The sequence below is a fragment of the Nostoc sp. KVJ20 genome, from assembly GCF_001712795.1.
Taxonomy (GTDB): Bacteria; Cyanobacteriota; Cyanobacteriia; order Cyanobacteriales; family Nostocaceae; genus Nostoc.
The window spans coordinates 14467-38538 of record NZ_KV757631.1 but is presented as its reverse complement, the minus strand read 5'-3'; the positions used below and the strand labels follow the sequence as shown (position 1 = coordinate 38538).

Annotated in this window: 19 protein-coding genes; 9 read left to right on the top strand and 10 right to left on the bottom strand. The window is 42.4% G+C overall.

Annotated elements, in window-relative coordinates; all coding sequences use genetic code 11:
• Positions 1-276: 276 nt before the first annotated feature.
• Positions 277-474: an NblA/ycf18 family protein gene (locus tag A4S05_RS18310; RefSeq protein ID WP_069071232.1), complete on the bottom strand. Its 198-nt coding sequence runs from the start codon at positions 472-474 to the stop codon at positions 277-279.
• A 379-nt stretch (positions 475-853) separates the two neighbouring features.
• Here A4S05_RS18310 and A4S05_RS18305 point away from each other — a divergent pair, with 379 nt between their 5' ends.
• Positions 854-1861 carry a zinc-dependent alcohol dehydrogenase family protein gene (locus tag A4S05_RS18305; protein ID WP_069071230.1) on the top strand — a complete coding sequence of 336 codons (1008 nt, stop codon included), beginning with the start codon at positions 854-856 and terminating at the stop codon, positions 1859-1861.
• 9 nt (positions 1862-1870) lie between these two features.
• Positions 1871-4129: a pentapeptide repeat-containing protein gene (locus A4S05_RS18300; RefSeq protein ID WP_069071229.1), complete on the top strand. Its 2259-nt coding sequence runs from the start codon at positions 1871-1873 to the stop codon at positions 4127-4129.
• A gap of 186 nt (positions 4130-4315) precedes the next feature.
• On the opposite strand, the gene A4S05_RS18295 is transcribed toward A4S05_RS18300, so the two are convergent.
• The 4 genes from A4S05_RS18295 to A4S05_RS18275 all read right to left on the bottom strand — a co-directional run bounded on the left by A4S05_RS18295 (position 4316) and on the right by A4S05_RS18275 (position 11440).
• Entirely contained in the window at positions 4316-4675 is a 360-nt protein-coding gene (locus tag A4S05_RS18295) for a hypothetical protein (RefSeq protein WP_069071228.1), read from the bottom strand.
• 809 nt (positions 4676-5484) lie between these two features.
• On the bottom strand, positions 5485-8658 hold the full coding sequence (locus tag A4S05_RS18285; protein WP_069071226.1) for an efflux RND transporter permease subunit: 3174 nt from the start codon (positions 8656-8658) through the stop codon (positions 5485-5487).
• Between the two features lie 271 nt (positions 8659-8929).
• Positions 8930-10279 carry an efflux RND transporter periplasmic adaptor subunit gene (locus tag A4S05_RS18280; protein ID WP_069071225.1) on the bottom strand — a complete coding sequence of 450 codons (1350 nt, stop codon included), beginning with the start codon at positions 10277-10279 and terminating at the stop codon, positions 8930-8932.
• A 768-nt stretch (positions 10280-11047) separates the two neighbouring features.
• Complete coding sequence (locus tag A4S05_RS18275; RefSeq protein ID WP_069071224.1) at positions 11048-11440, bottom strand: hypothetical protein; 393 nt, start codon at positions 11438-11440, stop codon at positions 11048-11050.
• Positions 11441-11539: 99 nt separating this feature from the next.
• Here A4S05_RS18275 and A4S05_RS18270 point away from each other — a divergent pair, with 99 nt between their 5' ends.
• The 3 genes from A4S05_RS18270 (at position 11540) to A4S05_RS18260 (ending at position 14333) form a co-directional block, all read left to right on the top strand.
• Positions 11540-12214 (top strand): response regulator transcription factor, encoded by a 675-nt coding sequence (locus A4S05_RS18270; RefSeq protein ID WP_069071223.1) that lies wholly within the window; start codon positions 11540-11542, stop codon positions 12212-12214.
• Positions 12215-12326: 112 nt separating this feature from the next.
• Positions 12327-13601: a sensor histidine kinase gene (locus tag A4S05_RS18265; protein WP_069071222.1), complete on the top strand. Its 1275-nt coding sequence runs from the start codon at positions 12327-12329 to the stop codon at positions 13599-13601.
• 390 nt (positions 13602-13991) lie between these two features.
• Entirely contained in the window at positions 13992-14333 is a 342-nt protein-coding gene (locus A4S05_RS18260) for a winged helix-turn-helix transcriptional regulator (protein WP_069071221.1), read from the top strand.
• Between the two features lie 81 nt (positions 14334-14414).
• Here the strand turns inward: A4S05_RS18260 and A4S05_RS18255 are convergent, their stop codons facing one another.
• The 4 genes from A4S05_RS18255 to A4S05_RS18240 all read right to left on the bottom strand — a co-directional run bounded on the left by A4S05_RS18255 (position 14415) and on the right by A4S05_RS18240 (position 17446).
• Entirely contained in the window at positions 14415-14810 is a 396-nt protein-coding gene (locus A4S05_RS18255; RefSeq protein WP_069071220.1) for a salt stress protein, Slr1339 family, read from the bottom strand.
• Positions 14811-15006: 196 nt separating this feature from the next.
• Positions 15007-15612 carry a vWA domain-containing protein gene (locus tag A4S05_RS18250; RefSeq protein ID WP_069071219.1) on the bottom strand — a complete coding sequence of 202 codons (606 nt, stop codon included), beginning with the start codon at positions 15610-15612 and terminating at the stop codon, positions 15007-15009.
• Positions 15613-15668: 56 nt separating this feature from the next.
• The gene (locus A4S05_RS18245; protein ID WP_069071218.1) at positions 15669-16274 is read right to left on the bottom strand and encodes a vWA domain-containing protein; all 606 of its coding nucleotides are present in this window, start codon (positions 16272-16274) and stop codon (positions 15669-15671) included.
• 218 nt (positions 16275-16492) lie between these two features.
• Complete coding sequence (locus A4S05_RS18240) at positions 16493-17446, bottom strand: NAD-dependent epimerase/dehydratase family protein (RefSeq protein ID WP_069071217.1); 954 nt, start codon at positions 17444-17446, stop codon at positions 16493-16495.
• A 421-nt stretch (positions 17447-17867) separates the two neighbouring features.
• Between A4S05_RS18240 and purD the strand changes: the two genes are divergently transcribed.
• Both purD and nblS read left to right on the top strand, forming a co-directional pair.
• Positions 17868-19145 (top strand): phosphoribosylamine--glycine ligase, encoded by a 1278-nt coding sequence (gene purD / locus A4S05_RS18235; protein ID WP_069071216.1) that lies wholly within the window; start codon positions 17868-17870, stop codon positions 19143-19145.
• 167 nt (positions 19146-19312) lie between these two features.
• On the top strand, positions 19313-21259 hold the full coding sequence (gene nblS / locus A4S05_RS18230; RefSeq protein WP_069071215.1) for a two-component system sensor histidine kinase NblS: 1947 nt from the start codon (positions 19313-19315) through the stop codon (positions 21257-21259).
• A 91-nt stretch (positions 21260-21350) separates the two neighbouring features.
• Here nblS and A4S05_RS39020 read toward each other — a convergent pair whose 3' ends face one another.
• Positions 21351-21722 carry a zinc ribbon domain-containing protein gene (locus A4S05_RS39020; RefSeq protein WP_084227151.1) on the bottom strand — a complete coding sequence of 124 codons (372 nt, stop codon included), beginning with the start codon at positions 21720-21722 and terminating at the stop codon, positions 21351-21353.
• 227 nt (positions 21723-21949) lie between these two features.
• On the opposite strand from A4S05_RS39020, the gene A4S05_RS18225 reads away from it, so the two are divergent.
• The gene (locus tag A4S05_RS18225) at positions 21950-23314 is read left to right on the top strand and encodes an AAA family ATPase (RefSeq protein ID WP_069071214.1); all 1365 of its coding nucleotides are present in this window, start codon (positions 21950-21952) and stop codon (positions 23312-23314) included.
• The gene (locus A4S05_RS18220; RefSeq protein ID WP_069071213.1) at positions 23314-24054 is read left to right on the top strand and encodes a ParB N-terminal domain-containing protein; all 741 of its coding nucleotides are present in this window, start codon (positions 23314-23316) and stop codon (positions 24052-24054) included. The genes A4S05_RS18225 and A4S05_RS18220 overlap by 1 nt, the downstream gene beginning before the upstream one ends.
• Positions 24055-24072: the final 18 nt, after the last annotated feature.

The following is a 24072-nucleotide window of genomic DNA, read 5'->3' as shown; positions in this document are numbered from 1 at the left end:
TACTTATTTTGAGGTGGCGCTTGCCTAAAAAAGTCTTAGCCTTGCTTCTATTTTTTGAACCTTTAACTTTCCTCGAAACTCGACGACATGAAGTGCGAACTCCACCCATTAAGGCTTATCTCTCAAATGTCACTCATCCCTGAATATTTCTATTCATTTCGAGTGAACGAATCGCACTCCCCCGCATGAATGACGGGGGCTTTACGCTTCACAAGTCGTAATGATTAGGCAAGGATTACGGCGTAGTAGATTCGTGGCACGAATCTACTACAGAGTTTACCCGAAGACTGTGCCTGTATCTAATCTCCACTCCTGTTTGAGCAATTGCTGGAAAGTAGTTTCCCGAATTAGCATCTGCTCATACAGCACAATCAAAAACTCTTGAGCTTGTTCATGGGACATCTGTTCCACTTTGTCGGCAAAGCAACGGATACTAAATTCTTGTTCTAATGATAATTCGATGGGTTGATTCATTCTTGGCTCCTGCATTAATTGGGGGCGAAATTTTGGCATCAGGGATTTTTGCCCCTCTTAGGATTAGTCATTAGGCTGATTTTTTTCAAATCTGCCTGAGCGTATCAGTCTAAAACTTCATTGGCATCCATATTGGTTGCCTCGCAACGAGTGGCGTTCTCGGTGGATGTTTTTATTATAGCTATATTTCGGAATATTGAGTTTTATTTCAAATTGCAAAAAAATATTAAGTTAATTTTTACATATCTACCTTTGAGATGGGTAAGCGTCTCGCGCCTGTCACCAGACATTGCAGTTTTGCCTCAGAAATAGCTCTGTATCTACCCTCTTGCGGTAAAGTTGCATAAGAATGTGCATCTAAAGCCAGGAGGAAAGAGTTGTGAAAGCAGTCTTGATGACGGCAGCTGGCAGTCCCGAAGTTCTGCAATTACAGGAAGTGCCAAACCCTGGTGTTCCTGTAGGTAATACTGAACTTTTAGTGCGTTTGGTAGCGGCTGGAATTAACCCGATTGACACTAAACTTCGTAGTCGAGGCACTTTCTACCCCGATCGCACGCCGACAATTTTAGGATGTGATGGTGCGGGTATTGTCGAAGCGGTGGGTGCTAGTGTTCAGCGTTTTCGCACAGGTGATGAGGTATATTTTTGCTATGGTGGTTTGGGCGCACACCAAGGCAATTATGCTGAATATACTGTTGTAGATGAGCGGTTTGTGGCACGTAAACCCGCGTCTATTTCTTTTGCTGAAGCAGCAGCAGCGCCTTTGGTATTAATCACCGCCTGGGAAGCTTTATATGAACGGGGACGATTGGAACCTGGGGAACGGGTTTTGATTCATGCGGGGGCTGGTGGTGTCGGTCATGTAGCAATTCAATTGGCTAAACTCAAAGGTGCTACTGTTTCCACTACAGTCAGTTCTGAGGAAAAAGCTAATTTCGTCAAAGAATTGGGTGCTGACCATGTAATTTTTTACAAACAAACTGACTTTGTACAAGCGGTATTAGATTGGACTGGCGGGGAAGGCGTAGACTTGGCTTTTGATACCATCGGCGGCGAAATCTTTCACAAAACCTTCCCCGCAGTGCGAGTCTATGGCGATATTGTGACGATTCTCGAACCAGATGCCAATACAGTTTGGAAAACTGCTAGGCTACGCAATCTCCGCATTGGTTTAGAATTAATGTTGACACCAGCGTTGCTAGGATTGGAGGAAATTCTCCAGCACCATGCAGAAATTCTCGAACAATCCGCCACTTGGATTGATGAAGGCAAGTTAAAAATCCATGTTAGTCACAAGTTTCCTTTGAAAGAAGCTGCTAAAGCTCACCAATTAATTGAAAGCGGGTCTGTGACGGGTAAAATTGTTCTGCTGATTAGCGACGAATGAAAGAACTTTTTGCATAAATTATTTTTTAAACGCAGAGGCACACAGAGGTTAAACGCAAAAGTACGCAGAGGGGTTTCTCTGTACTCCTTTGCGTTTCTTTGCGTTTTTTTAATTCTTCTTTTCTTCCTTCCCCTACCTGCTTGGGCAGCACAAACGCAGCCAGAACGCACACCCTTAACTCTGGAATTATTACAAGAACGATTGCGTACACCCACACTCCGCGAAGGCAATTTGACTGTCGATTTGCAGAAAATGGTGATTGATTTACGCCCAGAAAACGCTAGCTTTCGTGATGCTTTTTACCAATTATTGCGAAAAGAATTAGGTGCTAAACCTTTAGGTTTAGACCTCAGCTATGCTTTAATTTTGGGTGATTTTGTGGGCAGCGATTTGGGTTTAAGAACACCCTTGTATGTAAAAGCGATGTCTGGCGACAAGCCGCGAGGTGTCTACGCTCCCATTTTCACTGCTAGCGAACAAGAAGAACTAGAACGTTTACGCTTTGTTTGTCTAGAGTCACTCGCAATCGCTTTACCCAACTCCAAAGATTGTCGATCGCTTTTAGGAACAGAGTCAACCCCAGCCAGTGAAATCGCTGTTTTTCGTGGTGCTTTGACGCTGGTGCAAACTCGCTTTAATGGTGAAGTGAAGTTCTCCAATACATTTTTTCTTCAGTCTGTGGATGCCCAAGGCGCAACTTTTCTCCAACCTACTAACTGGACTGAAAGCAGATTCGCTCGTCCCGTTAGTTTCACCAGCGCTAACTTCCGGCAACCAAGCAATTTTCAGAGCAGTATTTTTTTTGAAAAAGCTAATTTCAAAAAAATCAAATTTCAGGAACTTGCTGATTTTCAAGGCAGTATCTTTGAAAAAACTGCTAACTTCAACCAAGCAAATTTTAAACTTTTGGCTAAATTTAGTAGTGTGCAATGGCAAGGGAATGCTGATTTTTCTGATGTGTACTTTGCTAATCAAGCCCAGTTTACTAAAGCAGATTTTAATCAGTTCCTTCTTTTAACAGAAGCGACTTTTGAGCAAGCTGTAAGCTTCCGGGAAGCGGAGTTTAACAAATTGGTAAATCTGCAAGGTGCGAACATTCTTAACCAAGCAGATTTTAGTGATGCGATATTTGCTACAGAAGCTTGTTTAAGCGTACCTGGTTTAACTTTTAACTCTAACCAAGCGAAAATTTTAGGTAATCCCGGTCAGATTGGTAAGATGTTTTGTATCCCAACATTGCGAGGTAATCAAAACATCTTGCGGAATTTGGGGCAAAATTTCCGTCAGCAACAGCAAGTTGCCGATGCTAATGAATTGGAATATACAAAACAACGACTGCGATTAAGAGAGTTCGGCCGTCGTCTGACAGCTACAAATATTAATAGTGCTTCTGTTGCAAGTTTGATTAACCTGGGTTTTTCTGCAACTCAAGCCCAAGCGATCGCCCAGCGTCGTCTGCTAAAATCCTTTCGCAACAGTAGTGAGTTACTCACCATAGCAGACATCGATTTAGAAAAATATACCCAACTAAGCGATCGCTTAATTGTTGGCGAAACTCTTTCTATACTTGGCTGGTTACTGCAAGCTTGGAGTTGGTTGGCGTTGAGTGTATTGCTGTTGTTGAGTGGCTATGGTACAAATTTTTGGTTAGTGTTTGGCGTGGGAGGATTAGCGATCGCTTATTTTGGCTTACTGTTTTGGCTGGTGGATCGCTATCGTCGGCTGCATCCCGTACCAATTATCCCCACATTCTACGAAACCATTTCGATATTAATCAGTTTTAGCGTTTTAGAATTCTTCAGCTTACTAGCGATCTTTCGCAATGCTCAACAACCTTGGCTGACATTAGGGTGTATTTTAATAATTATTGTCCCCGTCCCAATGGCTTTATTGATTAGACTTTACCAACAAGGTCGTTATCATGACTTAATGGACGTTTCTTACTTCACAGAAGACGGCACATTTCGCCAGTTACGATTATTGATTGGGCGTTTGCCAGTGATACCAAGGAATCAGACATTTCGGGAACGATATATGCCCTTGTTGTGCGATCGCCGCTGGAATTGGCTCAACTACTATGATTTTAGCCTCAACAACCTAGTTAAATTAGGATTTAACGACATTCGTTTACGAGATGAACATTTACCAGGTATCATCTCTGCACTTGCTTGGTATCAATGGAGTTTCGGTTTAATTTACATCACCCTAGTTTTGTGGACACTTTCCCGCACAATTCCGGGATTGAATTTGCTGATTTATCTGAAGTAATGATTTAGGATTGCTATAGGAATCCGCTTTGATTTCTGAACTAATTTGCGTAGGCAGGCAATAGGGAATCTTGCTACAGGCAACAGTCAAGAAGGCTTCTTAGTTGTACTGAGTTTTTTCAGAAATCAAATATGAGTCCTATAGCAATCAAAATCACTCCTCAACAATTTAAACTGCTTTTGGAATCTAAATCTCTTGTGTATCAGTAAAATTTTCTGGGCTAAGTTCATTTTTCAGTTTGAGTTTTAGCTCCTCTGAAATCGGTAAATCTTTAATTTCTTTAAGGAGAACTTGAACAGATTCGGTTTTGCTACGTTCTTTATAAATAGCATTAACAATGGCTTCAAGTCCGTATCCTGCTACAGTATCCCCTACAACTGTTATTAGACCAAGTAGGGCTATACCTCCAACTATGCCAAAAGGCCCTCCTAACGCTGTAATGGCAGCTGCTACAGCGGCAGAACTACCTCCTGATGTGACCGTTAGAATCACAAGAATGACACCAGGAAGACCCAGACCAGCAAGTTTTTTAACGATTTCGTCCATTTTAATCAACCTCAATTCTTTATATGCTAGTTAAACATTACCAAGGGCAGTAAAATTTATTTAGCCTAATTAAAAACTAAAACTTTTCTCTATTTATTGTCTTTGTAGTCATCTAATTAAACAGATAATCTCAGTTTTATCAATAAAATGCAATAGCAGTATAAGACGATTAAATGGACAGTTAAGACATTTAAGTGGACAATTAAGACAGTTAAGACATTTAAGTGGACAGTTAAGACAGTTAAGACAGTTAAGCAGATAGTAAAAATATTTAAAATAGGGCTTGCTGAAAAAGTCTGATGGCTGGGGTAGGCAATAGGGAATAGGCAACAGGCAATAGTTTCATCGTGATTTTTGGTGTTTTTTTGTGACCTAATCCATTAGAAATGCAAAATTTTTCAGCCTGATACCCCAATTTACTTGCACCTGTTTCTACAAAAATAGCCCCAAAACATTGAGAAATCAACGTTTTATCATTATTCAGCAGACCCTAAAATAGTTAATGAATAATAATTACTAACTTTCAGGAAGCACGAGGCAGAAGCAAAACTGCCCTCTGCCTCGTGCTTTCCGTTTATCAAAATTTCTGGACTGCTGCCTCTAGCCATTCCTATGCAGAGCATAGGAATGAGATAAACATTTAGATATGTTGCTTTCCCACAAAGTGAATACCTTAGTACTGCAAGGCGTAATTCGTAATTCGTAATGACGCTCCTGCGTCGCTAACGCTGCGCTAACGTAATTCGTAATTAATTGTTTGCAAGGGTTTCAGACATTTAAAATGGGTGGCTTATTTACGCCGTGCTGTACTAGTTAGTAGCTAGTTTGTCCGGCTTTTTTGCAGCTGGCGATCGCGGCGATTTCCGCCCAGAGATATCATGGAGTAAACCCATCAGTGCGGGTACAACAGTAGGTGTCAAAATCGTAGAAAAAGCCAGACCACCTGTTAAGACAATACCTAACCCCTGATATAACTCTGAACCCTGTCCTGGTAAAACTGCTAGCGGTAACATTCCCAAGACACTAGTGCCGGCAGACATGAAAATCGCGCGTAGGCGATCGCTTGTCGCATTATATAAGGATGCATCATAATCCTCACCTGCTTGCTGGAGTTGCAAGGCGCGATCGACCAGCAGAATGGCGTTGTTAACAACCACACCCGTAAGGATCACAAATCCCAAGGCTGTAATCATATCCAATGCCACATTCATTCCCGGAATCATGTTGGCGATTACTAGACTCAATAGTGCGCCACTCATACCCATCGGCACTGTTGCCATAATCACTACTGGGTACAGGAATGAGCGATATAACGCCACCAGCAACAAGTAAGTAATCAAAATCGAAACTGCAAATGCAGCAGCTAATTGACCAACAGTTGTTGCTAACTGATCTGCGGAACCTGCCAGTTCTAGCCGATAACCTGTTGGTAAACTAGCACGTAAAGGAGCCAGAATTTCTTCTTCGGCACGTTCTACCAGGGTAGCAAGAGGGGCATCTGGTGCAAGGGTGACAGTGAGGCTAATTGAGCGCTCTAAATTGACGTGGTTAATGGCATCGGCTCCCGTAGTTTCACGGATTTCGGCAATATCCCCCAGTTGCACTTGTCGTCCTTGTGCATATAAAGGCAATTGGCGCAGTTGTTCTGGCGTTTCCACAGCAGTATTTTGTAGTTCCACTGAGACATCTAGTTCTTCTTTGCCATCAATGTAATTGGAAACAACTCGACCACCCAAGGCTGCTTCGACCATCGAACCAATTTCTGCTTCCGAAAGTCCTACTTCGGCAATGCGTTCGCGGTTGGGAATCACTTGTAATTCTCCTGCACCCAAGACAAAATTTGAGCGCACATTCTGCACCCCTGGAAGCGATCGCAATTTGCCGGTAATTTGCTTTTCTAAGTCACCAATTTGGTTTAAATCAGCGCCAACAATATCCACTTCAAATTCTTTACCCGGATCGCGGAATATAGAAATCCGTGTCGGGATGACAAAGCGGTATCCAGCAAAGTTACTACTTTGGGCGCGTAACCGATCCACCATATCAGCCAGTCCGGTAGTCGTGGCAAATTCTGGTTTTAAAATAGTTGCAATACCTCGCAGCGCCCCTGGACGGTCAACATACATGATCCGCTCAACTTCTGGTTGTGATCGCAGAAATTTTTGCACAGGTTCAGATTGCCGAATCGCTTCGGGTATACTGGTTCCCGGTAACGGTTCGGCCCGCAATACAACTAAGTTCCGATTTCCTTCGGGTAGATAATCGGCAGGTGGTAAGAGAAAAATACTAGTTACGAGTAAAACGATCGGAATCGACAGCACAATTAACCTGCGCCCAATCCGCTTACGTCCCAGTGACCAACTAACAGTAGCGACGAGAAAGTTTTCCAGTTTGGTTTGGAAATGACGAAACACCGCAGAGGTTTTGGCCACCATCCGTTCAAACCAATTGCCGCCCCGATATTCACCACCCTGCATCATTTGCATGGCTTCCGATTGTTTGAGGAACAAGCCCGATAGCATTGGGACTAAAGTTAATGCCGCAAACAGGGAGAATAAAGAAGAGGCAGAAAGAGCGATCGCCATATCAGCATAGAGTTGCCCAGCTTCACCCGTCACCATTAACAAGGGTACAAATACCACTACGTTGGTTAAGGTGGAACCAAGCATTGCGCCCCAAACTTCCTGAGTACCTTCAATGGCTGCACGCATGGCACTTTTGCCTTGCTGCATGTGGGTAAAGACATTCTCAATTACAACGATCGCATTATCTACGACCATACCCACTGCAAACGCCAATCCCGCCAAACTGATGATGTTTAATGTGCGTCCAAATGCAGACATGACAATGAACACCATAATCAGTGTAATGGGAATTGTAATTGCCACCACTGCAACGGTACGCATGGAGCCAAGGAACAGAACTAAGACGATAGTTGCTAACAGCGCCCCACTAACTAAGTTGCCTTGGACAAATTCAATGGATTGATTGATATACTGGCTCTCGTCATAGTTGTAGACAAAGCGAATACCTTGATTTTGCTTGTCAAACTCAGTTTGCAGTGCCGCAATTTCCGCGCGGATGCCTTTAGCCACCTCTGGTACATTCGCCCCAATTTGCCGAATTACACCGACTGCTGCCCCAGGTTTGCCGTTGAACACCAACGCCCCATCTTGAGGTTTGCGTCCCATCTGGACTGTTGCGACATCTCGCAAGTAAACAGTGCCCGATTGGTCGCGTCGCAGCACAAAACCTTCAATTTGTGACAAATCTTGCGATCGGCTGATTGTGCGGACTCGATATTCCCGTCGTCCGAGAATTAATGGCCCACCCCGAATATCACGGTTGTTTTCTTGAAGGACTCTTACTACATCCCCAATTGCGAGATTGCGATCGCTTAATGCTTTCGGATCAACTTTCACCTCAACTTCTCGTTCTTGTCCACCCACTAACAAAAACTGCCCAGTTCCTTCGACTCGCCGCAAACGGGGAATCACCACTTCTTCTGCTAAGTCTCGATAACGGTCTGCATCCGGTTTAAATCCATCTTTGGTATCAAAGGGAATCCACATCATCGGTGAACTGTTACCACCCACCAGTTCCACACTCGATTCCTGCGCTTCTGGCGGTAAGCTTCCCACCTGCTGCAAGCGGTTGAGAACATCTACCATCCGTTCTCTGGCGTTGGCATCTTGAGCAAATTCCAAAGTGATGCTGCTGCGTCCAGCACGAGAAGTACTGCTAATTTCTTGGACACCTAGCACCTCTTCCATTTGTTCTTCAATGGGGCGGGTAATCAGGTCTTCTACTTCTGTTGGCCCTGCACCGGGATAGGTAGTTGTGATCGTAATTTCCGGGCGATCGCCTCCTGGTTGCAATTCTAGGGGTAATCTCAGTAGGGAGAATACCCCGAACATTGCTAGCAAGCAAAACAAAACAAAAGTTCCATGTCGCCAACGAACGGCGGTTTCAATAAAATTCATATTAATTGGTAATTCAGAAAATCATATTTAAACTGGGTTTCCAGTATTTTGAAGGAAAGGTTAAAGGAGAAAGAGACGATTCTTCCTCTTTAACCAACTTCTGCAAGAAGTCTATGGAAGCGTGGTGCAACCTATGTTTTAACAAGAGAGGTAGGACGATTTGGTGGACTGGAATTAGACTGGGTTGAAGCCTCATCTAAATTACAACCTCCTGCCTTCTGCCGACGCTCGCGGACTCGCTAACGCTGCGCTATCCTGCCTCCTGCCTCCTTCAAGTTGGATCAACTATCTTTACAGGCGCACCATCTTGCAATCCATCACCGCCACGTAGCACAATGCGTTGACCGGTGCGTAAAGTGGGATGATAAATTGCGACATTTTTACCCATGTCAGAAACCATCTCGACTGGAATTTGTTTAGCTTTGCCATCTGCAACTGCAAAAACTAACCACTCGTTTTGTCTTCTGGTTAATGCATCTCGTGATACCACAAAGCTGGAGCGATTCGAGGGCATATTTAAGTTACCTGCGATCGCCATTCCTGGTATTAATCCTGACGGGGGTTTGTTAATTTGGACACGCACCATCTGGCGACGAGAGGCTGTATTGGCAGAAGGGACTACAGCAGTAATAGTGGCGCGTTGTTTCCATTGAGGTAGGGCGCGAGTTGTGAGATCGATTGTCATCCCTGGAGTAACTTTACCACTGAGTTCTTCGGGTAACTCTAGGAAAATGTCGAAGCGATCGCCTGCTACTAAGGTGACAATTTCACCAGAACTTTGTACCAAATCACCATTGCTGATGTGGCGAGTCTGCACTATTCCCGATTCCGATGCCAGAATCCGCGTGCGCTGCTGGGCTAATTCTGCTTGAGCTAAGGTGGCTTTAGCTGCTTCTACATTTGCCCGTTGAGCGGCGATTTCTTCTTGAATCGGCCCAGCTTTCGCTTCGGCAAGTTCTGCCTCAGCTTCTAACCGTTCTCCTTGAATGTTATTCAATTGTGCTTGGGCTTCCACTAACAATCTTTGAGATAAAGCACCCTCTTTAACAAGATCGCTAGTGCGTTTCAGGTTATCCTGTGCTTCCAGTTCTCGCGCCTTCGCAGATGTGACAGCCGCTTGCCGTTGAGCAATGATTTCAGGACGAGTGCCAACTTCCAAACGTGCTAGATTGCTCCGTTGTTGTGCCAGTTGCGCTCGTGCTTGGCTAATTGCCAATTGCTGATCGGTATCATCCAGTAAAGCGATCGCCATTCCGACTTTGACGCGATCGCCTGGTTGCACTGAAATTTGCTTGACAATTCCACCAGTTTGAGCGCGGATTGTTGACTGCTGAGTGGCTTCTACTTGTCCCAACAACTGGACACTTCTGGTAGCACTCCCAGTTGCGAGGGAGATTGTTTCAATTGGTTTTGGAGGTGGCCCTTGCTGCTGTGCCACAGAAGAGGGTGGTGTACCACCAGGAGCGAACATCCGCCAGAGGATAATGCCACCAGTTGCCAAAAATGAAATCAGCAATCTCCAGAACCAAGGTTTACCTGAGCGAGTCGGTGCTAACTCAGAAGGCACAGAACTATCTGATTGGGTTTCAACCTTTGAAACTTCAGTTTCAGAAGTATCCATAGCGATTAACGGTGGGCTACTGAGGGTTAAGGGCTAATTATTAACCGTTGAAAGTGAACAATGAATAGTCCAATGTTCGCTATCAACAGTCAATTATTTAGATAAAAGTAAATTTACGTTACTTTTTTGTAGTTTATTGGATAAATATGACAAAAAAATGTCAAGGAGAGGCAGAGGGGAAAGAACTTAGTATTTGAACTCTCCCCTGCTCCCCTGTACAAGGCTTAATCGAAATGTGGTGAGAAATCCGGGTTAATCGCAGTGATGGTTAGGGTGGGGTAAAACTAAAGCTAAAACCTTAGTAAATCAGGTTTCAGGTGAGGTTTTGAGAATTTATGCAATAAATATATTGAATTCGGGTGGTCGTTTATTGAATTCGGGTGGTCGTTTCTTGAATTTGGGTAGTCGTTTCTTGAATTTGAATATGAAATGCAAAAATCAACTCCTCTCAACTCTTACTCTCTGCGCCTCTGCGTGATACAAGTTCATATTTCCACTCAGCAACGCCAAAAATCAAGGGTTTTTAACCCACGGAGGTGGGTTTTGTCTGTATAACCGCAACTTCCAGTTGCCAGGGCTAAAAAATTTTCAATCACAAAGACGCGATAAATCGCAATACTTGTCGGGTTTTGGGGAAAAGGGTAAGGGGTAAGGGGAAAGAAAAACCTTTAACCTTTACCCTTTAACCTTTAACCTTTAACCTTTTTCCAAAACCCAATTCCGAGTTCAAAATGCTTATCCGAGCAGTATTGCGATAAATCGCCGTCTCTACAATAATGCATTAGATTCAACTATTAATTCTTTAACGCGATCGCGGGGTAAGCCTAACTCTTGACTAAGAGCGGTTTCAAGTTGGCTTATATCTGTGATTGGAAATTCAAATACTATCCTTGTGAGAACTGAGTTGTTAGTTTTAACGTTCACCCGTGAAATTCCTTTTTCGGGGAAAACTTCGACTTTGATCGCTACTATCCTTTTCATAATCTGTCGTGCCGATTGGGTGTCTGCTAGCAGATATTTTTTGGTGATATTGGAGCGACTTAAAATCCGATCTCCAACAAAACTGCTCCCTAGCCAAAAAACTAATCCAATCAACGGCAAGGACAACCAAAACACAAAGCCTAACGATCGCAACGCTTGAAAAAATTGAAGTTGCTGCATGGAAGGTATCAGGTTGAGTGTTTCCCGTCACTTTTGCGTCATCCTTTTACCTTAATCTAAAATTAGCAAAGAAAAATTACGGCAACCTGAGCAAATGGGATGTTGATCTTACTAGTCGAAGATGACTCATCGCAGTTAGAGCCATTACGGGCAGCATTATTAAAGGTGGGGCATACAGTTGATGCGATCGCAGATGGGGAAACAGCACAATGGTTTGCCTTTCGCAAAGACTATGACTTGCTGATTCTAGATTGGATGTTGCCTAAAGTCAGTGGCGTAGAATTGTGTCAAGTATATCGACGAGCAGGTAAGCTGACTCCTGTATTGATGCTGACGGCAAAAGACACGGTTTTAGATAAAGTAATGGGTTTAGATGCTGGAGCCGATGATTACTTAGTAAAGCCTGTGGATGTTCTAGAGTTATTGGCACGAGTCCGGGCACTAGGAAGGCGATCGCCTATGTGGCAAGGAGATATACTTAGCTTAGGCGATTTGCAACTTCATTTATCCAGTTTGACGCTCGAACTTGGTTCATTGACAACTCAACTTTCTAGCCGGGAGTTTCAATTGATGGAATATTTAATGCGTCATCCCCGCCAAGTATTATCTCATAACCAGATTGAGCAAGCCCTTTGGAGCTACGGAGAGGAACCAGAAAGTAACGCAGTTACTACCTTAGTTCGCCGCTTGCGCCAGCGCCTACAAACCATTGGTGTAAAAGATTGGATAGAAACAGTGCATCGAATGGGATATCGAATAAATCCGCCTTTCTAAGCCATTAGGGAGCAGGGGGATAAGAATTAATAACTATGCCCAATACCCAATGCCCAATACCCAATACCCAATGCCCAATGCCCAATGCCCAATGCCCAATGCCCAATGACAAATGTTTGATCATAGCCGTCGTAATCTCGCTCACTGGTTTGCCCTGTCAATGGGTGGAATTTTGTTCGCTTTTGCAGGGGTGGGCTATTGTCTGAGTGTAGAAGAACAGTTGCGGGTTTTTGATGACGAACTTTTTTCACAAAGTAAAACCTTTGCTGCCAAAACTCAATACTCGCTTTATCAAAGTCAATGGCGAAATCAGCGCGGCCAAACTCCTGTAGAAAGTGATACATCGTTGAATGGCGGGCTAATGTATGCGCGGTGGTATAACTCTAATAAACAACTTTTGCAGTTTGTTGGTTCATCGGGTGGCAAACAGTTGACCGCAGAACCCGGATTTCAAACATTAGAAGCACCAATAAGCTCAGAGTTGCCTACTACGAAAACCTGGGTTCGCCAAGTTACACTTCCTATTTTGGAAGGTAAGGTGCTAATTGGCTATTTCCAAACGGCAGTTCCAATGAACTCTTTACGCGTTGGACTAAACCAAGCCCGCTTGTTTTTAACTTTCGGGGTTCCCGTGACTTTTGGTGTAATTGGCATTACAGGTTGGTTTTTGGGCGGGTTGGCAATGCGCCCAAGCCTCCGTGCTTATCAGCAATTGCAGCAATTTACAGCCGATGCTTCTCATGAATTACGCGCACCCGTTGCTACGGTATTGAGCAATGCCCAAGTTGCCCTGATGCCCCCCGAAGACCCCGTGGAGCAAAGATTGCGGTTGCAAAATATCGTCCAAACTGCTAAGTCCATGAGTACGCTGATCAACGATCTGCTTTTTTTGTCGCGTCATAATGGCTCCCTTGCAGAAACCGGATTAAAACCCGTTGACTTGTGTGAGATATTGCGATCGCTTGCTCAGGATTTTGCTACTCAAGCTCCTGCTCAAAATCTCAATTTCGATGCTCACCTTCCAGAGCATCCGATCATGTTAAAAGCTGATGCTAATTTGCTCAAACAAGCTGTAATTAATCTACTAACTAATGCCTTCAAGTACACACCAGCAGATGGTAAGGTGCAATTATATCTTTTTACCCAGTCTCACTCTGCGGTAATTCAGGTCAAAGACAACGGCATTGGCATTCCATCCAGTGATTTGCCACATATATTTGATCGTTTTTATCGTGTAGATACTGTCCGATCTCGGCAAACAGGCGGCTTTGGACTCGGACTTGCGATCGCTCAACAAATTGTGCAACGATACGGAGGGCAAATTACTGTAAATAGTATTCTAGGTCAAGGCTCTACCTTTCAAATTAGCCTTCCCCTGAAACTTTGACAAAAATATAGGAATCCGCTTTGATTTCTGAACTGATTTGCGTAGGCAGGGAATAGGCAATAGGCAACAGGTAACAGGGAATAGGCAACAGGCAACAGGCAATAGGCAACAGGGCTTTTCAATACTTGTCGGGTTTTGGGGAAAAGGGGAAAGAAAAAACCTTTAACCTTTACCCTTTAACCTTTTCCCAAAACCCAATTCCGAGTTAAAAATCCAAAACCTGAGCAGTATTGGAGGGCTTCTTAGTTGTACTGAGTTTTTTCACCAAATCAAATATGAGTCCTATAATTCAAAATAATTTGACCAAAATCACCCAGAACCCTGACTTATCAAAAACGAAGAGGCAGGGGGACAGGGAGCTTACAATTAAGATATTTCCTACAAAAAACTATGAAAGCTGATGCAGAAAACCATCTCAGGCTGACTTGTGAAGTAGAAACTACCCTAAAGGTGATTGGCGGACGCTGGAAAGTTTTGATTATTAGAGAATTAATGACTGGTGTCAAACGGTTTGGTGAGTTGCAACGGGCTTTACCTGGAGTTACCCAAAAGATGCTAACCCAACAACTCAGAGAAATGGAGGAAGACGGCATTATTCATCGAGAAGTTTATCCCCAAATTCCACCAAAGGTAGAATATTCGTTGACGCCTTTAGGAGAAACTTTGCAACCAATTCTCTATGCTATGCATGAATGGGCTATTCAACATTTAGCTCGAACAAGTCACCATTAATATTGATTACACAGAATAAATAATATTTACTAAATTTCAATTCGAGTAAGCAAATTATCTGTGCGATCTGGAACTTTGAATTTATTCGTTGTTGCGTAAATACTCAATTGCGGCCTCTAATTTTGAGGAGTAACTTTCAGCAAATCTTTCAAACCAAAGCCCTTCAGATGAGAGTGGATCTACTTTTGCTAACCATTTTTTTGCTTCCACTTTCAAAGCCTCTAACTGTTTGGCTTTGAGTTGTTCTTGTCGAATTTGTTCCTGTTCTAATTCTTGCTGTCTTTTTAACTCAATAGCAGCATCCTCTTCGGCAAAATCTGCCTTAACTTCTGCCAAAAGGTTATCTATAAAAGATGCTGACTTTGGCGATGCTGGAATAAAGGATTTTGCTGTAGCTGATTTTGACTGCTGCTGTTGTGGTTGAACTTCTTTGTATTCAGTTTGAAGTTCAGCTAATAGCTTATCAATGGAATCCATGTTTGCAATTCCTAATAAATGGTATAGCTAATACCGCTTTGTGTAATTCGTAATTCGTAATGACGCTCCTGCGTCGCTAACGCTGCGCTAACGTAATTCGTAATTTTTAATGGGCTACGCCCCGCTATGCTAATGTAATTACCACTGCGTAGGGTTTTAGATATTAAAAAGCGTGGATTATTTACGCCGAACTGTACTAGTCATTAATGGCATTGAGTAGCACTTCCGATAGACTCAAATCTTCCATATCTTCCATCGTAATGGTGTCACAGATATCAAACTTAGCACCAGCACTTTGGAGTTCATCGTCTAAGACTTTGAGAAAGCGGGTAGCTTGTGGATCTGTGCCGACTTGAATGAAGGAAATGGCTAATTCTTCATCTCTATCTATACGGCGAGAAGCTTCAATAATCACCCTCATGACTGCTTTGCGATCGTCCGGTTCACCATCAGTAACCACTAAAATTGTTTCACCATTTGGCTTTGTTTGACCGGCTGCTTTACGTTGTAAGTAATCATCAGTTGCGTGTTTTAACACACCTGCTAAATCAGTTGTACCAGAGGGATCATTTTCTCGGAAAATTTGCCCTACTATGCTAGATGTGACATTTTCGTACCGCTTAAATTTACCAGAAAATACGTAAATAGTTATGCCATCTGGATCAAATTGCTCACACTTACTAGCTAAAGCTAAAGTAGATTCCTGTGCTGCAAACCATCTACTTCTACCACCCTTTTGATCTTGGGTTGCCATGCTGCCGCTTTTGTCGATAATCAAGGTATAGTCACGATTTTCTAGCATGATTAAATTCTCCAGTTAATAGTTAAAGGGTTACTGGACTATGAGTGATCAACACATTAGTCAGTTATGGCATTCGTCAATACATCGACAAGACTCATTTCTTCTAAGTCGTCTAAAGTGACGGTATCGCAAATATCAAATTTAGCGCCGACACCTTGCAATTGATCATCCAAAGCTTTCAGAAACTTAGTTGCTTGGGCATCTGAACCTACTTGAATGATTGAAATTCCTAATTCTTCATCACGTTCCATCTGGCGAGTCGCATGAATGATGACTTCAAACACAGCTTTGCGATCGTCTGGTTCACCATCGGTGATGACTAAAATTGTCTCTCCGTTTGGCTTGGTTTTACCGGCTGCTTTGCGTTGAAAGTAGTTATTGAGCGCATCTTGAAGTACACCTGCTAAGTTTGTCGTCCCAGCAGGGTCATTTTCGAGAAATATCTGTGCAACTTTGGCTGAGGTGACATCATCGTAGCGTTTAAATCTACCAGAAAAAACGTAAACGGTGATGCCATCGGGGTCAAACTGTTCGGCCTTTCTTGCCAAAGCGAGAGTAGACTCTTGGGCTATCTCCCATCTACTTCTACCACCCACTTGGTCGGGTGTAGACATACTACCGCTTTTGTCAATGATTAAGGTATAGTCGCGATCGCTCATCATAATCTTCCTCTGATTGTTACCCTGTAATTCTAGTCTAGTCCACGATTTTAACGATACAGCAAGCATTTTAAGGTTTCGTATTAATACCGTTACTCATTTGCTACTCAAATCAACAAATCGGGGTTAATTACGTGGGTGTTATTAATTGCAATGATGCCGATTACAAAGCAATTTCTTTTTTCCCAGACGAAGATTTTCTCAATCAGCCATCCAAATTACTAGAGTGAATACAAAGATTTAATCCACTCCCATTCCTCTGCCAAACCCTCTCTCAGGGAGACTTGCGGCTCATATCCCAGAATTTTCTCCGCTTTAGATATATCAGCAGCGGTGTGACGGGCGTCTCCCATTGCCTTTTCTATGTAGTTTCTTTTGATTGCTTTCCCAACAATTTCTTGAATCGTATCCAATACTTCTGCTAAAACCACTCTGCTACCACCACCAATATTAAAGATTTCTCCCACTGCTTGGGGCGCAGTAGCGGCAGCTAAATTGGCAGCGATGATATCACTAACAAAAGTAAATTCCCGCGTTTGTTGTCCATCGCCGTAAATAGGAATCGCCTCATCTTGCAAAATGGATTTAAAGAACTTATGAAATGCCATATCTGGACGCTGTTTGGGGCCATAAACAGTGAAATAGCGCAATGTCACACAAGGCACGCCAAAGTTTTTGTGATATAGTTCACACAAAAACTCTGCTGCTAGCTTAGTAATACCGTAAGGAGAAACTGGTTGAGGAGAAATCCCTTCGTGAGTGGGTAATGTTTCCGCATCACCATATACACTCGACGAAGAGGCAAACACTAATCTTTTCAGGTGTTTAGCATCCTTAGCTGCTTCTAGCAAAACTTGTGTAGCATTAACATTCCGTTCTGTGTAATCTCGAAAAGCTTTACTCCAACTTGCTCTGACACCTGCTTGTGCCGCTTGATGGTAAACTACATCAACATCTTTTAGGAGTTTCTGCCAATCTAAAAACTGAATATCTCTTTCAATTAATGTAAAGCCAGGTGAACGATGTAAGTGTGCAACATTGTTACGCTTTAATATAGGATCGTAATAATCATTGAATTCATCAATCCCAATCACTTCTTCTCCTTGTTGTAGCAATGTTTCTACAAGATGAGAACCAATAAAGCCTGCGGCTCCAGTAACGATAATTTTAGCCATGTCGCCTATTTTTTATATCCCGATTTATCTCTATATTGACAAGTTAATAATTATAATCAATATTTTGCTATTAATTGAAAATTTTTTAATCTATTACTATCGGTCTATCAACATAACAGATAATCAAACTAATATACTTGCATTCAAAATACATTATTAAGTCTGTTGAGCAATAGGTAACAATAAAAATTATCAATTCATTAATTAGTGAATTGATAATTTTCAAATTGAAGAAGAATTCAGAATTCAGGAGCGGAGCCGGAGACGCTCCGCCTCCGGTCAAAATTTAGAATAACTATATGAATTTATGCTTATATACTTAATTATAAAGGGCTTGCACAAGTGTAAGAATTGATGAAAAAATTGATCCGCGAGAACCGCTAAGGTATTCTCGTTTCGCAAGGAACGCACGAGGAAATCTGTGAAAGTTTTAGTTGTCGGTAATGGGGGGCGCGAACACGCTCTGGCATGGAAACTGTTGCAATCTAAGCAAATTGAGCAAGTTATCTGTGTACCAGGGAATGGGGGCACGGCAAGTATGGAACGTTGCCAGAACTTGCCCTTAGCAGTAGATGATTTTGAGGGCATGGGCCGATATGCTTTAGAACATGGCATAACTCTGGTAATAGTTGGGCCAGAAGTCCCCCTGTCTAAGGGAATTACAGATTACCTCCAAGACAAAGGATTGATGGTATTTGGCCCAGTCAGAGCGGGAGCGCAAATTGAGGCGAGTAAAGCTTGGGCAAAAGCCTTGATGCAAGAAGCAGGAATTCCGACGGCACGGGCAGCGGTATTTACTGAGGCAGCAGCAGCAAAATCTTACGTCAAATCTCAAGGAGCGCCAATTGTTGTCAAAGCTGATGGGTTGGCAGCTGGTAAGGGTGTAACGGTGGCTGAAACAGTTGAACAAGCAGAAAGTGCCGTTGATGCGATTTTTCAGGGACAATTTGGTAGTGCTGGTGAGTTTGTCGTCATTGAAGAATGTTTGATTGGGCAAGAGGTTTCAGTTTTAGCGTTGACCGATGGGTTAACAATTAGACCCTTGTTGCCAGCTCAAGACCACAAGCGGATTGGTGACGGCGATACGGGGGAAAATACTGGTGGGATGGGAGCATACAGCCCAGCACCCATTGCTACCCCAGAGTTGATGGCACGCATTCAAACAGAAGTCTTAGAAAGAGCGATCGCCACCTTACGAGCTAAAGGCATTGATTACCGAGGCGTGTTGTATGCTGGATTAATGATTGCACCCGATGGCGACTTGAAGGTTTTGGAATTTAACTGTCGCTTCGGCGATCCAGAAACCCAGGTGATTTTGCCACTGTTAGAAACACCCCTTGAAGAGTTAATTCTAGCCTGTGTACAACAGCGATTAAGTGAATTGCCGCCGATTGCTTGGAAAGGGGGAGCATCTGCCACTGTCGTTGCAGCTTCAGGTGGTTATCCAGGAGAATATGAGAAAGGCCAGATCATTACTGGCATTGGTGAGGCAGAGGCAACAGGAGCAACTGTATTTCATGCAGGTACGAAGTTGAATCAGCAACAAGAAGTAGTAACAGATGGGGGTCGAGTATTAAATGTGACTGGAATTGGAGAAAATTTTGAGCAAGCGATCGCCCAAGCATACGCTGGTATCAAATATATTCAGTTCGATGGGATATTTTATCGGCGAGATATCGGTTATAGAGTTAGGAGTTAAGGGTTGGGAGTGCTGAATGTGAGGCAATAACTAATGCCTTATAGTCAATGCCCAATGCCCCATGCCCCATTCCCAATGCCCCATTTCCCTAACATATTTGTCAAATTAACTGTTAATTTTTTAGTTGTTGGGCTTTATAACAAAGACTACTAACAACTTTATTTAAGATGCTAACTCTGTTAAAAACAATTCGACATGCGATCGCTAGTTGGTGGTCAGAGTTCACACTCCAGACCAAACTGCTGGCTGTTGCCACGTTGGTGGTTTCATTGGTGATGAGTGGTCTGACCTTCTGGGCTGTAAATACAATTCAGCAGGATGCGCGGATGAATGACACCCGCTTCGGTCGTGATTTGGGGCTGTTGCTTGCTGCCAACGTTGCGCCCCTAGTCGCTGACAATAATCTCACTGAGGTTGCCCAATTTTCCCAACGTTTTTATAGCAGCACCTCTAGTGTGCGTTATATGCTCTACGCCGATGAAACCGGGGAAATCTTTTTTGGCATTCCTTTTTGGGATGCCGAGGTAGAAAATTCCCTCACCATTAAACGGCGAATACAACTGCCTGAAGATTACCCTGGTGATGGGGAAAAGCCGATGGTGCGGCAACACATGACCCCAGATGGGGCAGTTACCGATGTATTTATTCCCCTGATTGTCAATCAAAAATACTTAGGTGTATTAGCGATCGGGATCAATCCCAATCAGACCGCTGTTATCTCCACCAATTTTACCCGCGATGTCACTATTGCCGTTTTTATCACGATTTGGGTAATGGTGATTTTGGCAGGAGTGATTAACGCCTTGACCATCACCAAACCCATTAAAGAACTGCTAGTGGGGGTGAAGCAAATTGCTACCGGGAATTTCAAGCAGCGTATTGATTTACCTTTAGGGGGCGAACTGGGGGAGTTAATTTTAAGCTTTAATGAGATGGCAGAGCGATTAGAGCGCTATGAAGAACAGAATATTGAGGAACTAACCGCAGAAAAAGCCAAGCTAGAAACCCTAGTTTCGACGATCGCAGATGGTGCCGTGTTGATTGATAACAACATGCAGGTGATTTTAGTCAACCCCACAGCGCAGCGAATTTTTGGCTGGGAAGCCGCTGATGTGGTAGGCCACAATGTTTTACATCACTTGCCCCCATCGGTACAAATGGAAATCACCCGTCCCTTGTACGAAATGGCAGCAGGCGAATGTGAAAGCGCCGAATTCCGAATTTTTATTAACCAACCCACCCCACGGACGATCCGCATTCTCTTGACTACAGTACTCAATCTGCAAAGGGAAAGCATCAAAGGTATTGCAATTACCGTCCAAGATATAACCCGTGAGGTGGAATTAAACGATGCAAAAAGCCAATTTATCAGCAACGTTTCCCACGAACTGCGAACGCCTCTATTCAACATCAAAACCTATATTGAAACCCTGCACGACTACGGCGAAGACTTAGGTTTAGAAGAACGGCAAGAGTTTCTCCAAACTGTGAACCATGAAACCGATCGCTTAACCCGCCTAGTTAACGATGTTTTGGATTTGTCAAAACTAGAATCTGGTCGTAACTACAGCTTCGATGGCGTGGATTTAGCCCAAGCGATCGAGCAAACACTGCGTACTTACCAACTCAATGCTAAAGATAAAGGTGTTGAACTCCTTCAAGAAGTTGCTCCTAATTTGCCGCTGGTAATGGGTAATTATGACCTGTTAGTACAAGTGTTTGGCAACCTGATTGGTAATGCCCTTAAATTCACAAAAGCTGGTGGGAAAGTAGTAATCCGCGCCTACCAACTGGATTTCATACCCAATCACACCCAATCTTGTCCAGTGCGGATTGAAATTTCTGATACTGGAATTGGCATTGCCACAGAAGATCAACACTCAATTTTTGAACGCTTCTTCCGCGTAGAAAACCGAGTTCACACCCTAGAAGGCACGGGTTTAGGTTTATCGATTGTCAGAAATATTATCGACAGACATCGTAGTAAAGTCCATCTGGTGAGTGAAGTTGGCATTGGCACCACTTTTTGGTTCGACTTAGCCGCATTTGAAGAAAAAGCACCACTGATACAAGTTGAACCGATTGCGGAAGCATCCAAAATCACCACAGCTTGAAAGATTGGGCATGGGGCATTGGGCATGGGGCATTGCTATTCCCTATTCCCTATTCTCTATTCCCTATTTCCCATTCCCTAGTAAACCCAAATCAAGACCTTAATATAACGAACAACAAACAGACCAATAATAAACCTAGTAGCAACAGCAAAGCCTGATTGCGTTTTACCCAACTTTTCACAGTTATTGCAAAACTGTTAGTGTAACGCTGCTGTTCAAACTCTAACTTTGTCTCTTCAATATTTTGGTAGAGGGTACAGTCTTTGGCGTAGGGACGCTGGGGAAAATTGCAAGTATCATCAGCGTGATAGGTGCAGGTGTCGCACAGATACCCGTCCCCAGTGGCGCGGTGCAATGGAATACCGGGATGACCGTAAGCTTTGAGTGTTGTCCGGCAATAGGGACAACTAATAGCTTGACTATCAACGAGTTGATGGCAGTGGGGACAAGATACGGTAGCCAAAACCTTTAGTGCAAATAGGTAAACACTTTGATTCTAGCCATTTACAAAGGTAATGGGAAAATCGCTCTCAGAAGTGGTTACTGTATCAGCAAAAGTACTAATTTTATGATGATTATTTATATTATTATAAGTTATTTATATCACTCAGAATAATTAAGTGTATGCCATAATCTAGCAAATATGAGGTTTTATCCTAAGTCCAATAATTATTTAGAGGTAGAAAAATATTGCCTTTTAATCCTGAGCTATGCCGTAACGAAAGCGAAGTTGAAAGCAAACTCATAGTGCAATATTTGCTACCGCAGCTAGGTTATACACCTGACACCTGGCATCAAGAGGTTGCCGTTGGTAGCATCCGCTTAGATTTCTTAGCATTTGCCGCACAGGTGATTCCCTTTGTCTTAGATGCAAATTCACCGTTGAGTGTTGTCATGGAGGCAAAGCATCCCAAACAAAACTTAAATAATCATGTCCCCCGACTCAGGCATTATTTAACCAGCTTGAATGTCAGGTATGGATTGTTGACTAATGGCAAAGAGATTAGAATTTATCAAAAATTGCAATATGATATTCAACTAGTATTTCAGTGTCCTGGAAAGGAAGTAGAGACAAAGTTAGATAAAATTAAAACTTTAATTGGTAGGGATAGTTTCAAAAATAGGCAGTTAAAGGATGATTTTGAAATTAAAGTAGATGAAAAGAATTTAATTATAGAAACCAAGAGAGAACATTCAATGAAGATAATTGCAATCTATCACAATAAAGGCGGCGTTGGTAAGACAACAACAGTAGTTAACCTGGCTGCTGCTATCAGAAAAAAGGGTAAAAGAGTTTTAGTAATCGATTTTGATAGTCAAGCTAACACCACCTTTGCCACAGGGCTAGTCAAATTCGATGATGAAGAATTTGATGATATCAAGGACTCTAATCTTCTTCAAGTATTGCAATCTGAAGAACTTTATCCTATTTCGGAAGTAGCCAGAAAATCTAATTTTTGTAATCCTGAGATTGATGTTGTTCCTGCACACATCAATTTGATGAGAAATGAAACTGATTTAAATGCTCTTGAGGGTAGTAGACTGGTACTTATTGATAAGTTAGAATATGTAAAAGATAAATATGATGTTGTCCTTATAGATACTCCACCATCGCTCAATTTGTATGCGAGAATTGCTTTAATTACCTCTGATTATCTTATTATTCCATCTGATTTAAAACCTTTTGCTAACCAAGGATTAACAAACGTTAAAGAGTTTATAAAAGGTATTAATACATTTAGAAAACAAATACGAAAACCTCCTATTGAAACTTTAGGTGTCCTTGCTTGTAAGATATCTACTAATAATCAATTTGTGAAACATACTTTACCTAAAAGATTAGAAGCAATTCCAAAACGGTATAATATTGAAGTCATGGATACAGTAATTTATGATAGAGATGATCTAGCAAAATGTGCTGAGAAATCTCTGATTATAGGAGATATGGAGATAGCCGATCCCATGTCTGTACTTGATTTTAAACCAGATTCAATTGCTGCACAGGAATTTGAGTTACTAGCAATAGAAGTTTTACAAAAAATAGGGTTATCCTAATGAAATTATCTACATCACTTGTTGCTGTCAAGAAAATTACCTCCAGCAAGCCTCGTTCAACTTTTGCAGATGATGAGCTAGAACAAGCTGCTCAGTTAATTTTAGAATCTGAAGGGGTTGTTAACCCTATTGTAGTCCGCAGAACAAGTTTACAATCTTTTGAAGTAGTAGATGGAGACTTTGAGTATTATGCTGCCGCTAGAGCTAAAGAAATAGATATTCGTAAAGGAGAGATGATTGGAGTATTTATAATTGAGTCTGAAAATGAGGAAGCTTTAACAAAGCAAGTCGAATTATTTAGAAAATCAAAAGCTTTTATTAACAACAATGTATCTGCTAGTTCAGATGGTATTGAATCCCGCTTAATAAATATGGAATCACGGTCTAGCAACACAGAATCTCGTGTAACAAATCTTGAATCACGTTTTGAAAACCGCACTATTGAATTACAGACAGAGTTTAGGCTTGAAATTAAAAATATTAATGACAGACTAAAAGAAATTGAAAACCGAATTCCAAAACCAATGGAACCATTGGAGGCACTTAATACCTTGAGTTTTTCTGAGCTTACCTCTAAGTTAAGACGGGTTGGTATTAATATTAAAATAATTGAAAAAATAATCAGTGAGCGTGACAATGGGAAATTTAAATCTTTTAGCAATGTCGTAGATCGGATCAAAGGCTTAGGCGACAAAACAATGCTAAAGATTATCGATAGTTTTGCAGAAGGTACAGTCTGACTTTATTCTAAAAAGTTA

Bases quoted from the DNA above. Each gene is read 5' to 3' on its own strand.
- A4S05_RS18310 (WP_069071232.1), bottom strand. From the start codon at position 474: ATGAATCAACCCATCGAATTATCATTAGAACAAGAATTTAGTATCCGT.
- A4S05_RS18295 (WP_069071228.1), bottom strand. From the start codon at position 4,675: ATGGACGAAATCGTTAAAAAACTTGCTGGTCTGGGTCTTCCTGGTGTC.
- A4S05_RS18285 (WP_069071226.1), bottom strand. From the start codon at position 8,658: ATGAATTTTATTGAAACCGCCGTTCGTTGGCGACATGGAACTTTTGTT.
- A4S05_RS18280 (WP_069071225.1), bottom strand. From the start codon at position 10,279: ATGGATACTTCTGAAACTGAAGTTTCAAAGGTTGAAACCCAATCAGAT.
- A4S05_RS18275 (WP_069071224.1), bottom strand. From the start codon at position 11,440: ATGCAGCAACTTCAATTTTTTCAAGCGTTGCGATCGTTAGGCTTTGTG.
- A4S05_RS18270 (WP_069071223.1), top strand. From the start codon at position 11,540: ATGTTGATCTTACTAGTCGAAGATGACTCATCGCAGTTAGAGCCATTA.
- A4S05_RS18265 (WP_069071222.1), top strand. From the start codon at position 12,327: ATGTTTGATCATAGCCGTCGTAATCTCGCTCACTGGTTTGCCCTGTCA.
- A4S05_RS18260 (WP_069071221.1), top strand. From the start codon at position 13,992: ATGAAAGCTGATGCAGAAAACCATCTCAGGCTGACTTGTGAAGTAGAA.
- A4S05_RS18255 (WP_069071220.1), bottom strand. From the start codon at position 14,810: ATGGATTCCATTGATAAGCTATTAGCTGAACTTCAAACTGAATACAAA.
- A4S05_RS18250 (WP_069071219.1), bottom strand. From the start codon at position 15,612: ATGCTAGAAAATCGTGACTATACCTTGATTATCGACAAAAGCGGCAGC.
- A4S05_RS18245 (WP_069071218.1), bottom strand. From the start codon at position 16,274: ATGATGAGCGATCGCGACTATACCTTAATCATTGACAAAAGCGGTAGT.
- A4S05_RS18240 (WP_069071217.1), bottom strand. From the start codon at position 17,446: ATGGCTAAAATTATCGTTACTGGAGCCGCAGGCTTTATTGGTTCTCAT.
- nblS (WP_069071215.1), top strand. From the start codon at position 19,313: ATGCTAACTCTGTTAAAAACAATTCGACATGCGATCGCTAGTTGGTGG.
- A4S05_RS18220 (WP_069071213.1), top strand. From the start codon at position 23,314: ATGAAATTATCTACATCACTTGTTGCTGTCAAGAAAATTACCTCCAGC.